Origin of the sequence: Streptococcus mitis, from assembly GCF_905187495.1 — a bacterium.
GTDB lineage: Bacteria > Bacillota > Bacilli > Lactobacillales > Streptococcaceae > Streptococcus > Streptococcus mitis_CU.
On record NZ_CAJJIB010000151.1, the window covers coordinates 557037 to 569194 of the forward strand.

At 32.9% G+C, this 12158-nt stretch carries 13 protein-coding genes and 1 pseudogene; all 14 read right to left on the minus strand.

The genetic code is table 11. The annotated features are described in order from the left end of the window. Positions 1–10: 10 nt before the first annotated feature. The 14 genes and pseudogenes from JQ843_RS08865 to JQ843_RS08925 all read right to left on the minus strand — a co-directional run bounded on the left by JQ843_RS08865 (position 11) and on the right by JQ843_RS08925 (position 11735). Positions 11–331, minus strand: a complete 321-nt coding sequence (locus tag JQ843_RS08865) for a V-type ATP synthase subunit F (RefSeq protein ID WP_000387941.1) — start codon at positions 329–331, stop codon at positions 11–13. Further along, positions 321–1328, minus strand: coding sequence for a V-type ATPase subunit (locus tag JQ843_RS08870; protein WP_203213435.1), 1008 nt, complete (start codon positions 1326–1328; stop codon positions 321–323). The genes JQ843_RS08865 and JQ843_RS08870 overlap by 11 nt, the downstream gene beginning before the upstream one ends. 64 nt (positions 1329–1392) lie before the next feature. Continuing rightward, positions 1393–1974 carry a hypothetical protein gene (locus JQ843_RS08875; RefSeq protein WP_203213436.1) on the minus strand — a complete coding sequence of 194 codons (582 nt, stop codon included), beginning with the start codon at positions 1972–1974 and terminating at the stop codon, positions 1393–1395. A gap of 33 nt (positions 1975–2007) precedes the next feature. After that, positions 2008–2484 carry a V-type ATP synthase subunit K gene (locus tag JQ843_RS08880; protein WP_000400484.1) on the minus strand — a complete coding sequence of 159 codons (477 nt, stop codon included), beginning with the start codon at positions 2482–2484 and terminating at the stop codon, positions 2008–2010. Between the two features lie 15 nt (positions 2485–2499). Continuing rightward, positions 2500–4491 (minus strand): V-type ATP synthase subunit I, encoded by a 1992-nt coding sequence (locus JQ843_RS08885; RefSeq protein WP_203213437.1) that lies wholly within the window; start codon positions 4489–4491, stop codon positions 2500–2502. Next, positions 4481–4804, minus strand: a complete 324-nt coding sequence (locus JQ843_RS08890; RefSeq protein ID WP_203213438.1) for a hypothetical protein — start codon at positions 4802–4804, stop codon at positions 4481–4483. Before JQ843_RS08890 ends, JQ843_RS08885 begins: the two co-directional genes overlap by 11 nt. 24 nt (positions 4805–4828) lie before the next feature. After that, the gene (locus JQ843_RS08895; RefSeq protein WP_203213439.1) at positions 4829–5719 is read right to left on the minus strand and encodes an ROK family protein; all 891 of its coding nucleotides are present in this window, start codon (positions 5717–5719) and stop codon (positions 4829–4831) included. Positions 5720–5875: 156 nt separating this feature from the next. After that, positions 5876–6985 (minus strand): Gfo/Idh/MocA family protein, encoded by a 1110-nt coding sequence (locus tag JQ843_RS08900; protein ID WP_203213440.1) that lies wholly within the window; start codon positions 6983–6985, stop codon positions 5876–5878. A gap of 39 nt (positions 6986–7024) precedes the next feature. Beyond that, positions 7025–7228: pseudogene (locus JQ843_RS10140) on the minus strand (hypothetical protein); the annotation flags it as partial. Positions 7229–7231: 3 nt separating this feature from the next. Next, positions 7232–7690: a NanQ anomerase/TabA/YiaL family protein gene (locus JQ843_RS08905; protein ID WP_203213441.1), complete on the minus strand. Its 459-nt coding sequence runs from the start codon at positions 7688–7690 to the stop codon at positions 7232–7234. 18 nt (positions 7691–7708) lie between these two features. Then, on the minus strand, positions 7709–9250 hold the full coding sequence (locus tag JQ843_RS08910; protein WP_045605898.1) for a sodium:solute symporter family protein: 1542 nt from the start codon (positions 9248–9250) through the stop codon (positions 7709–7711). A gap of 27 nt (positions 9251–9277) precedes the next feature. Next, positions 9278–10195, minus strand: a complete 918-nt coding sequence (locus tag JQ843_RS08915; RefSeq protein WP_203213442.1) for an N-acetylneuraminate lyase — start codon at positions 10193–10195, stop codon at positions 9278–9280. Between the two features lie 24 nt (positions 10196–10219). Continuing rightward, the gene (locus JQ843_RS08920; protein ID WP_049502440.1) at positions 10220–10921 is read right to left on the minus strand and encodes an N-acetylmannosamine-6-phosphate 2-epimerase; all 702 of its coding nucleotides are present in this window, start codon (positions 10919–10921) and stop codon (positions 10220–10222) included. A 4-nt stretch (positions 10922–10925) separates the two neighbouring features. Then, a complete protein-coding gene (locus JQ843_RS08925) occupies positions 10926–11735 on the minus strand; it encodes a MurR/RpiR family transcriptional regulator (RefSeq protein ID WP_203213443.1) in 810 nt (269 codons plus the stop codon). Positions 11736–12158 lie beyond the last annotated feature (423 nt).

Consider the following 12158-nt stretch of genomic DNA (forward strand, 5'->3'; position numbering starts at 1 on the left):
TTGTACATTATTATAAAATATTGTGTCCTACTGCTTTCTCTACATTATCCTCTATACGTTTTAATCCTAAATTTAAACCTTGTTTATGAGTCGGTAATAAAATAATAGCAGGCACAACTTGGGAATCATAATGGCGAATTGTATCTAATATCATTGAAGCAATGTCTTCAGTGATATAAATGACACCATAATCAGATTGAGCTAATTTTCTTAGTGTATTTATAGCTTCTTGTTCTTGATAGGCAGGAAATATATCAAACCCAATCATGCTAAATGGTAAAATAATATCACGGCTACCAATTATGCCAATTTTATACTTATTAGCTTCCATAATGTGGGCGTATCCTTTCTTTTATTGATTCAAAGGGAATTGTATTTTGAAGAGCTGATATGATCATTCTGAGATTCTTTACTTCAAACTCACATCCCAATAAATATCTAGCAAGAACTAACGGCCCCTCTACATTGTACCTTCCTTGATCTAAAGTTTTATACAATAGTAAATCACATAAAAATTCTAACTCAGAAGATGAAATTGTTGCGTCCTGCATCTTCAATTCATAAGTTGAAAAGATTGAATCTAAGCTTGGATTTATTTTATTGAACCACACAAATATTTCTTGATTTTCTACAATGTATATAAATTCTTTAGCAGAAATACTTCCTTCATCTGAAAGTAATTGTAAAATATCCCCATGACTCTTATTTTGAGATAAACCACGTTTTACAGTAATAATATTATAAAAGTCAATCATTTCGACAATAACCTGAGACAGTACCTCATCTAACTCATTAGATAAAAGTTTCAGATGTTTAAAATATGCTAGATCAGCTCCGACATCAAGTACACGAATATTATTAAAAGTTTCATACTCATTCCAAATTGATTCTACTTCACGAACCATAAAATCAGGAAGTGTATCTGAATGTAAGGAAGAAACTAAATGTTTTAAACTTTCTATATCAAAAATCCCTATTGGAATTAATAATTTAGAAAAATCTTTCTTAATTGCCGCCTTAGATTTTAATAAAACTTTGATATTATGATAAACATATCGTAACGCAAATAAAGTCACAATTATATCAGACGGACTTTCAGCATAGGCCCATCTATAATCATTGACTAATTTTGTCATTAGCGAAATCTCTGTCTGACTAGGATCTTCTAAGACGTCAATCGATAAATGATAGGGAGTTGATTCTAAGATAAATGCCAATGTCTCCGTATCTTTGGATTGTATAATTTTTTGAAATTTTTCTTCTGTAATAAAATCGTTTTCTTTTACCGAAATCGTCGTATTTATTTTTGAAAAAAGATTAGTATCCATAAAATACCTTTCTAATTTTATTGGAATACTCCAAATTTCTAAGAAGGATTAACCAATTTCATCCTTAATTGATAAAAATTTGATTTGCGATACTTGAACTTTCTTCCTTAGAAATCGATCCAATTAATGTTTTATACAAATAGTTATCATCAATTTTACCTATTGAAATAAGTAAGCCTGATTCATTTGAGATAGGTTGTTCACTAAATAAATAATTTGGAAAAGCGAATTTCAATTTCTCTAATTGTTCCAAATTGAATTTAGCTAAAGTCCGTTCCCCAAAAATTACTATGACCTCTTGTTGTGAATATCGTTCCAGAATTCGATAGATGAACTCCATTTCTTTATCTGCACTCCAAGATTCCATTTCTAGTAAAGCAGATTGAAAAAGTTCTTTTAATATTTTCTGTTTTGATACTAACGTTGATTGGCGTTCCTTATTTTTTAATTGTTGAAAAATTATTTGATATTTCTGTTGCAATTCTTTTAACTTTCGTTCATGTTCAGCTTCTTTTTTCTTTATAATGAGCGACTTTTGCATTTCAAATTCATCATCAATCTTCTTTTTGGAATCCAATAATTTCATACGCCCTTTTTCATGAGCTTGTTCAATAACAGACTCTCGTAAGTTTTCTAAATTGCTCATTTAGACACCTCCTTTGAATTGCAAATTTATTTCTTATACACGAAGGGTCAAAATGAATGATACGACAAAAGCAAGAATTGCATAGGTTTCTACCATGGCAGCTAAAATCGCTCCCTTCATGAATTCTTTTGGTCTTTTAGCCAAGATTTGCATTCCCGCTACTGCTACATTTCCTTGATGCTTAGCTGAAAAGTATCCTACAATAGCAATTGGAAGAGCTACAAAGAAATAAGCAACGCCTTTTTCTAAAGGAAGTTCTGGAGTTAATTGCAACCAAATTAAAATTCCAATAACAAAACCATATAATCCTTGTGTTCCGGGCAATAATTGCAATATCAAAGCTGAGGCAAACTTTTCAGGCTGTTCTTTCAGTAAAGCTGCTGCAGATTGCCCAGCCTTACCAACTCCATAGGCAGACCCCATACCGCTTAATCCAACCGCCAATACAATTCCCAATGCAGCGAAGAAAGCTCCTCCATAGGTTGAAAAATAAGTTGCTAAATGTTCCATTATATATATCCTCCATTAATTCTTTGTAATAACCTTAATATATTTCTCAGAAGCCTTCAAAGGTTGAAATGGTTTTCCTCCACCCTCATAAAACTTACCAAAAAATTCAACAAATATCAGACGTGCTCCATGAACATATCCTGATAGTAACGATAGAAAAATATTGATCGCATGTAAAAGAATGAATAATACTAATCCAATTGTCAGTTTAGCCAATATTCCCGGAAACAAACCAACAATTAAATTGAAAGCTGATGCTATACTTGCTCCAGATAATCCTAATGCCATCAATCGAGTGAAACTAACTAAATCACCTATATAAGATGAAATGTTATATAGATTAAACAATCCTGCTCCAATACCTGACAAGCTTTTGGCTTGAATAATAGAAACAATCAAAATCCCCACAGCATTAAAAATAGATACCCATTTCCCTAATACAAATAACGGCCTCATATCAGGCATCAACATTCCAACAGCAATAAATAACAAGCCAAGCAGAATAACACACCACGCAAATCCTGAATTATATGCTTCTGCATATTTCTTCATTCTTACTTTTTGTAGTCCTGAAGCTAACAAACCTGCAAATACTGTAATAAACCCAAACACAACTGACACTACTAATATAGTCATGACATCAGAGGTTGTAGATATCAGATGAAATGGCAACTCATATCCAAAAAATGAGCCATAGATTCCACCCCAAATTGCAACGGCTATCCCTAATATATTAAAGAATTTTAAAAATCTCTTAGTTGCTGAAGGTAGATGAAAAATTTTTAATGCTAACATTGTTCCTAAAAACAATAGTAAACCATAGCCTAAATCAGCAACCATCATTCCAAAAAATGTGAAGTAAAATGGTGCTAATACAGGTGTAGGATCTTTCTCATAATATTTGGGCAGAGCATACATTTCTGTCAATAATTCAAATGGTTCAATTAAAGAATGATTCGTTAATTTGATAGGTATTTCATCTTGATTATCCGTTAATGTTTCCATTTCATAAATATAAATAGAATGTCCAAAACGCTCATCCATAACTTTTATAAAATATAAAATACGAGTTTCTTCTATCCATCCTTCTAATGCAACTAGATGCGGAGTGCACAAAAGGTTATTCTTAGAGATTTGACGAGCATAGATAGATAAAATATAGTCTATTTGCCATTGTAAATCTATCAAATTTTTCTTTGAATCTTGCAACGACGCGATAATATTCTCTTTTTCAGTTATTAACTGCATGTTTTCTTGATCTAAATCTACTACTCGCTGCTTCGGTAATTCCTTTCTAGAATAATCAAATGGTTCAAATAAGTATTCATCAAAATCTATAGAGTAACTAGACTGATAGAAAACAACAACACCGTACTCTCTATCATTAGAAAATATTTCTTGAACTTCAATATTGTTTTCTAAAAGACTATTGTATAAGCGATTATCTTCAGTCCTTGGAATTGTTCCGACTTTTCCTTTACAGAAAGAAAATTGTTCAAAATTCGCAGGAACAATTTCTAATTTTTCCCACTTTATTAATCGCTCTATTTCTTCATTGTTACTTTGAATGTGTCTTTCTAATTCATGAACTCTGTTAATTTGGTGATTCACTTTTTTAAGAACACCCTCAGCAACATTAGCCTTACCAAATTTTTCTAATTCTTCATAAGAGGTCGTTATCGGAGGTTGCTGCAATAATTTAAACGTGTTTTCTTTCGGTAGATATTCTTGTAATTTCTCTACAGTTGCTTCTAAATGTTGTTGTTGATTCATCAAATAAGTCAAGGCATCATTTCCTTCAATAACCCCATGATTGGAATTAGAAGTATGAGAAATTTGAATAGTTGGAAATACAACCTCATCTTTTTCTAGAGCTTCTGACCAGTTATCCTGAACCTTTAAATCACGGAACTGCACTGACTCTAGTTCTTGAATAGTTTTTAAAACATCATCAAGACTACTTTTAGAAAATAGTAGAGAAATTCTTTTCATCTGACTAATAGCCATATTTTTCTACCACCCTACCAATAATTTTTTCTACAAATTCTCCTCTCCTACTTGATGAAATATACTGAATCTTTGCATCATTTTCCTTGATTGTTTTATTAACCTCATCAATAAGATTCTGTTGTTTCATTTCTAAATTGCTTTCTATTGAAACTAATTCTTCGTGACTTTTTTTATCATAACTTTTTTCTAGTTTTTCCAATTCTTCTTGGGAAACAGCTTTATAAGTATAAATCTCATTATCATATGATTTTAAAATATCGGTTGCAACATTCTCAATATCTTGCATTGTCGAAAATACAGAGTTAGTCATTGTGACACCTCCTTATCTTTCATACTATTTATTAGAAATTCTATCTAAGAAATTTTTTACAGCTCCTATACGACCAGCTTCATTTCCTAATGTAGCTGCCACAAGATTTTTAGGCAAAAACCTATTATCCATTGCATTTTTAGCTAAAGAACTTTGAATTTCAGGTAACAAAATATCCTCATTAGCCAGAATACCACCTCCTAATATGAGAATTTCTGGATTAAGTAGATAAGAAATCGTTAATAAACCTTTTGTTAGATTTTCTACAAAAATTTTAAAGGTTTCTTCAGCGACTTTATCTCCAGATCTTAAATCAGTAAAGAAAGTACGTCCAGTTTGATTAGTTTTCAAGCTCTTTTTTTGATATAAATGAATCAATGCGTTTGTTGATGCTTTGCTTTGCCAATCCGAACTACCTACAGGAATATAGCCTACTTCACCAGCAGTATAGTTAAATCCGTTAACAATTTGTCCATTGACAATAATACTGCCTCCTATACCTGTTCCAATAGTAACCATTACTACATTTTTCTTATCTTTGGCTTGTCCCTTCCACAATTCACCTAATGCAGCACAATTAACATCATTTTCAACAAAAGTAGACAACCCAAAACGTTTTTCTATTTCGGAAGTAAAATTTACTCCGATATACCCTGGTATTGTATAGCCTGCATAGATGATTTCTCCTGTATTAGCATTAACAACTCCAGCAGTGGAAATCCCAACACCATCAATTGAATGACTTAAAATATACTCACCAATTAAATCACAGACCTGATTTAATATCTGATTCGTTCCCAAATCATAGTCAATAATTGTTTCTATCTCTTTGAACTGATTTAAACTCGTTCCTAACTCATCGTATAAATCTGCCTTAATTGTTGTTCCGCCAATATCGATCCCTATAATCTTCATTTCATCACTCCCACATTTTTAATCTCATTACTTTTTGATAAAAAATGGGACTGGGCATTATCCCAGTCCCATCTCTATTTCTTTATTCAATGAGTTGTATCACAGAACTTTAGAAATTATATAATGACAAGAATTTACTATTCTGTTTTACAAAAGTTAAGCATTTATGATTTCTGAAAGACTTACTTTTCGATCTTCTTTAACTGATAAAGTACATGCATCAGCGGTAGCGATTGATTCTAAAGCAGCTACACCATTGAGAAGTTTTTCATATTCTTCTGTAATTTCTCCACCTTTAATGATGTCATGTAGATATTCCATTTCTTTATCAATACATGTTTGCAACCATAATGGGCAACGTACTCCTGGTTTACCGTACGCAATTGCTCCATCCATACCACGACCGGTATAGATAGCTGTACGGTCATCATCTTCCTCTTGAGTTTCATGAACTAAGAAGTGTGATTCTCCTTCACCTTTAACACGAAGAGTACCGCCAGTATTGAACAAGTCAAGTTTGATAGCTCCTTCAGTTCCTTGAATCAAGACGTAGTGTTCACCCCAACGGAAAGCATTACCATATTCCAAAACAGCATAACGATCATCAGAATATTCTAAGTTTACAATGAGCATATCATCTTCATCACCAAAGTTTTCACCTTTATGATATACATTACCTCCTACCATTGTCGCTTTTTCAGGAAGTCCTCCCATGATAAACTGAATGCAATCTAATTCATGAATATGGTGGTACAAATGTCCTCCAGATTGAGAACGAAGTTTCTTCCATGATACAGTTGGTTGTTGTTCTTCCCAACCTGTACGAGCGGCATGGCAATAAAGAACTTTACCGATTTTACCTTGAGTAATCAATTCTTTAGCATGGTGTACACCGTTAAAGAAGTTCATGATGTGGCCAGCCATAAAGATAACATTATTTTCTTTACATGCGTCAACCATGGCTTTACAATCTTCATAAGACAATGCAATTGGCTTTTCACAAAATACGTGTTTGCCATGTTGAGCGGCTTTCACAACTGGTTCACGGTGAAGGTAGCTAGGTGAAGCTACGATTACACAATCAATATCTTCACGTACTACAAGTTCATCTAAACTTGCACAAACATCTGATCCCAACTCTTGAGCAACTTCTTCTCCATGATTTGGGTCAAATACCGCAACCACTTTTGCATCTTCAATTTTGTTCATTGAGCGAGCCAAATCAGCTCCAAAATATCCAGCTCCAACAATACCGTAATTTACCATAATTTTTATCCTCTTTCTAAATATTTTTAAATTTCAGCTTTAATTCTTTTTCAGATCTTCAATCTTAAATGTTATAAATGATACAACATTTTTCATATGAAGTTCATTACGAGACCATGAACCAAATTTTTCAAACATCAATCCAATTTCATGATTTGGTAACTCTGTCAATGTTGAATATGAGTATCCATAGTTACTATAATCAACGTCGTGATGATAACGCCAATCAATTGTATTATCATCATTTTATTTTTCCTCGTTTAAAACTTTGATAACAAGTTTTTTAACAGGTTCATCATTGCAATAAATCTTTGGTTGGTGAAGATCTTCTTCAAAAGTCACCAACATATTCCCTGGAAGCAATTCAACAATTTGATAGTCTTTGCTATCGTAAAAAGCAATATCTTTTTCTTCGCTAAAAGGTACACGTGACTGGGCACGAACTGGAGAAGTTACTGCCATTTTTTCAATATTTTCAACAACAATATGAATATCTAAATATTTCTTATGAGTTTCAAAAATATCTCCTGGAACTCCATCAGCTAGATAGGTCATACAATTTGCAAAAACATTTTCCCCGTCAATATCAATTTTTCCATCAACTAAATCTGTCAAATTTGTATTTTCTAAAAAATCACAGACTTTTGAAAAATGTTTATTGACAGAAGCATATCGTCTAAAATCAGATTGTTCAGAAATAATCATATTATTTTCTCTTTTCTATTAGTGACGAACTTCCCAACTTGAATCCGCTTTAATTTCTGGAATATCATGAATCGTTGTATATTTAGGTGCAGATACTTTATTTCCAGTAAGTACAGATACAATATAACCTGAAACTACTGATACAGAGATTGAAATCAATGAATATGCCCAGTAGCTAACAGCTGTTGGAGGAAGGAAGTATTTAATAAATACCATGACGATGGTTGATACAATCAGCGCTGCATAAGCACCTTGTTTATTTGCTTTTTTAGAAACAAATCCAAGAATAAATACACCACCAAGTAGACCAAGTACAAGTCCCATGAAACTATTGAACCATTCGTATGCAGACTTAATATCTGAGTGAGCCATGACAATGGAAACACCAATTGAGAATAAACCTACTGCTAGAGATACGAATTGTGCAATTTTCGTACGACGATCGTCTGACATATTTTTAGAAATGACATCTTGAATATCCAATGTCCATGAAGTTGCAACAGAGTTCAAACCTGTTGAAATAGTTGATTGAGCTGCTGCATAAATCGCTGCCAAAATCAAACCTGTGATACCTACTGGTAACTGGTATGCAATAAAGTACATAAAGATTTGGTCTTGAGGGATATTGCTAGCTGCACTACCTGCATTTTGTACTTGATAGAATACGTACAAGCCTGTACCAATCAAGTAAAAGACTGTTGCAGTTGCAAGTGACAAGACACCGTTTGTGAACAACATCTTATTAAGTTTCTTAATATTTTGTGTTGTAGTAAAACGTTGAACCAAATCTTGAGATGAAGCATAGGAAGACAAGATTGTAAATCCTGAACCCATCACAATTAAGAAGATGGAGTTTGAAAGCAAGTTAGGGTCGAAAAGTTTTTCATTTGCAGCAAGGAATTTCCCGTTTACTAATGTTTCTGCTACTGCACCAAAGCCACCTTTAATATTAGCCATCAGTACAAATAAAGCTACAACGACACCACTAATCAGAACCACACCTTGAATAAAGTCTGTCCATAATACGGATTTTAGACCACCAGTATAAGAATAAACAATTGCAATTGCACCCATCAAAATAATCAAAATATTGATGTCAATTCCTGTCAATACTGCTAACCCAGCTGATGGGAGGTACATAATGATAGACATACGTCCCAATTGATAAATAATAAACAAAAGTGCTGAAATAATACGAAGTGCTTTAGAATTAAAACGTTTATCCAAGTAATCATATGCCGTATCTATGTCTATCCGTGCAAAGATAGGTAAGATAAAACGAATTGTCAGTGGAATAGCTACAACCATCCCTAATTGAGCAAACCATAAAATCCAGCTACCTGCATAAGAGTTACCAGCGAGTCCCAAGAAGGAAATCGGACTGAGCATTGTGGCAAAAATGGATACCGAAGTAACATACCAAGGAACCGAACCATCTCCTTTAAAGAATTCTTTTCCTTTCATCTCTTTTTTAGAGAAATAGATACCTGCAACCAACACCGCAAGTAAATAAACAATCAAGATAATTAAGTCAATTATTGTAAATCCTGTTGTGCCCATAACATATCTCCATATTGATTTTATTTCTTATAAAAATTCTTTTCGTGCTTGTTGAATAAGTTCTGCTGCTTGTTTTGCAACTTCCAAGTCACCTTCTGCCAATGCTTCTAAAGGTTGACGAACAGAACCTAAATCAAGTTTTTCATTTAGACGCAAAACTTCTTTTGCTACAGCATACATATTTGCCTTACCTGATACCATCTTATAGATAACTTCATTGATAGCATATTGAAGTTTTTTAGCTGTATCTAAATCTCGTTCTTGAATCAAACTTTCCAATTTCAAGAACAAATCTGGCATAACGCCATAAGTACCACCAATACCAGCTTCTGCTCCCATCAAGCGACCACCAAGATATTGTTCATCTGGACCATTGAATACAATGTAATCTTCTCCACCTGTAGCTACAAACATTTGAATATCTTGTACAGGCATAGAAGAATTTTTAACTCCAATCACACGAGGATTTTGACGCATTGTTGCATACAAACTACCAGTCAAAGCAACCCCTGCCAATTGTGGAATATTATAAATGATAAAATCTGTATTTGGCGCAGCTGCACTCATTGCATTCCAATATGCTGCGATTGAATATTCTGGCAATTTGAAGTAAATAGGTGGGATAGCTGCAATAGCATCGACTCCAACACTTTCTGAATGTTTTGCCAATTCAATACTATCTTTCGTGTTATTACATGCAACATGGTTGATAACTGTTAATTTACCTTTAGCAACTTTCATAACAGCTTCAATAATTTGTTTACGATCTTCTACACTTTGGTAAATACATTCACCTGAAGAACCATTTACATAGATACCTTTTACACCTTTATCAATGAAATATTGCACCAGAGATTTTACACGCTCTTGGCTAATTTCACCATTTTCATCATAGCAAGCATAAAATGCAGGGATAACGCCTTTGTATTTAGTTAAATCTTTCATAAGATTTCTCCTTTACATTGTTTTTTATTTGATAACATTAATAAATCGCTGAGCAATTTCTTTTGGACGTGTAATCGCTCCACCAACGACAACACTGGTAACACCTAAACTATAAGCTTTTTTTAATTGTTCTGGATAATGAATTTTTCCTTCGGCAATTACCGGAATATTAAAATCAGCCAATTTTTTCATTAGTTCAAAATCAGGCTCATCTGATTGTACACTTGTACTTGTGTAACCTGATAATGTTGTACCAACAAAATCAACGCCTGATTTAAATGCATAGAGACCTTCATCAAAATTACTTACATCCGCCATCAGCAATTGATTCGGATATTTTTCTTTTATTTTTTTGATAAAGTCACTGACAACTAAGCCATCATATCTTGGTCTTAAAGTTGCATCAAATGCAATGACTGTTGTTCCGCATTCTACAAGTTCATCTACTTCTTTCATCGTAGCAGTAATATATGGTTCTTGAGGTGGATAATCCCTTTTGATAATTCCAATTATTGGTAAATCTACTACTTTCTGAATTGCTTTAATATCACGCACAGAATTTGCGCGAATGCCCACTGCTCCTGCCTCTAAAGCTGCTTTAGCCATAAAAGGCATCAAGCTAAATTCTTCATTATAAAGGGGTTCACCAGGTAAAGCTTGACAAGAAACAATGACTCCACCTTGGACTTGGCTTATAAATTTTTCTTTAGTCCAAATTTGGCTCATTTTATTATTCCTCCTTATGGATAATTGTTTGATTGTAATAATATTGTCTCTCTGGACTTTCCAGATAATTAGAGAATAAGCAGTCTGTAATTAAAAGTATTGGAAACTGAGGTGATATGCGATTGCCATACGAGAGATGATCGGTCGAAGCTAATAACAATAGTTCATCAAAAAAACAATCTTCTTCGTCAAATTTTCTTGTAGTCATTAAAACTGTTTTAGCGCCTTTATCCGCAGCTTTTTGTAGACCTTCTAGTACAATATCAGTTTGACCTGAAATGGATGCTCCAATGACAAGGCAATTTTCATTAAGTAATAAGCTACTCCACAAAATCATGTCCTCGTCTGATAATACTTCACCAATCACTCCGAGACGCATAAATCTCATCTTCATTTCTTGTAAAGCAAGAACAGAACTTCCTTTACCGTAGAGATATACACGCTCAGCAGTTTCTATCATCTCAGCAATACGCTCAAGTTGAACTTCATCAAGAACCGTGTAAGTTTTTCTCAACATTTCTTCATAGTCGGATAAAACTTTTTCTGTTGCCTCTGTATATAATGCCAACTTTTCTTTCTCACGAATCATCTCTTGGTATTTGAAAATGAATTGTCTAAAACCTTTAAAACCACATTTTTTCGCAAATCGAGTCAATGTTGCTTTGGATACATTAAGGTATTCGCACAATGCTTCAGATGAATAATCATTTAGAGGTTTCTGTTTTAAGAAGAATTTAGCAACGTCTTTTTCAGCATATGCCATATTTGGTAAGTTAGCTTCTATCATTGGAATTAGTTCTTTTTGCAGTAACATATGAGCTCCTTAGTTAAAGTAAACGTTTACATTATTTATTTTAACACTTATTTTATTTTTTTCAATATTTTTCATAAATTAGAAACTAGTTTCCAATTTCTTTCATTTCATAACAGAACACTAAATATGAAAACATAAATGAAAATATAATAATTTTTTATGCTTTTTATTGTCATTGTATGTCTTGTAAGAACATTTATCAATGATAATATATTCACGCTATAATATTTTCTTAATTTTTTATTTTGATTTTATTATTTCTTTCGGAATTTCTATATAATATTTTATTTCTAAAAAAATAGAAAAAATGTTCCTAGTTTCTTTATTTTATATAATTAATATATTTTTGCTTACGAATTAAAAAAGAATCCTATAAAAACAAGCCCACTGAAAAAGTCATCAAGTTGATGGCTTTTTCAGTGG

Bases quoted from the DNA above. Each gene is read 5' to 3' on its own strand.
- JQ843_RS08925 (WP_203213443.1), bottom strand. From the start codon at position 11,735: ATGTTACTGCAAAAAGAACTAATTCCAATGATAGAAGCTAACTTACCA.
- JQ843_RS08895 (WP_203213439.1), bottom strand. From the start codon at position 5,719: ATGAAGATTATAGGGATCGATATTGGCGGAACAACAATTAAGGCAGAT.
- JQ843_RS08885 (WP_203213437.1), bottom strand. From the start codon at position 4,491: ATGGCTATTAGTCAGATGAAAAGAATTTCTCTACTATTTTCTAAAAGT.
- JQ843_RS08905 (WP_203213441.1), bottom strand. From the start codon at position 7,690: ATGATTATTTCTGAACAATCTGATTTTAGACGATATGCTTCTGTCAAT.
- JQ843_RS08890 (WP_203213438.1), bottom strand. From the start codon at position 4,804: ATGACTAACTCTGTATTTTCGACAATGCAAGATATTGAGAATGTTGCA.
- JQ843_RS08920 (WP_049502440.1), bottom strand. From the start codon at position 10,921: ATGAGCCAAATTTGGACTAAAGAAAAATTTATAAGCCAAGTCCAAGGT.
- JQ843_RS08880 (WP_000400484.1), bottom strand. From the start codon at position 2,484: ATGGAACATTTAGCAACTTATTTTTCAACCTATGGAGGAGCTTTCTTC.
- JQ843_RS08915 (WP_203213442.1), bottom strand. From the start codon at position 10,195: ATGAAAGATTTAACTAAATACAAAGGCGTTATCCCTGCATTTTATGCT.
- JQ843_RS08865 (WP_000387941.1), bottom strand. From the start codon at position 331: ATGGAAGCTAATAAGTATAAAATTGGCATAATTGGTAGCCGTGATATT.
- JQ843_RS08900 (WP_203213440.1), bottom strand. From the start codon at position 6,985: ATGGTAAATTACGGTATTGTTGGAGCTGGATATTTTGGAGCTGATTTG.
- JQ843_RS08870 (WP_203213435.1), bottom strand. From the start codon at position 1,328: ATGGATACTAATCTTTTTTCAAAAATAAATACGACGATTTCGGTAAAA.
- JQ843_RS08910 (WP_045605898.1), bottom strand. From the start codon at position 9,250: ATGGGCACAACAGGATTTACAATAATTGACTTAATTATCTTGATTGTT.
- JQ843_RS08875 (WP_203213436.1), bottom strand. From the start codon at position 1,974: ATGAGCAATTTAGAAAACTTACGAGAGTCTGTTATTGAACAAGCTCAT.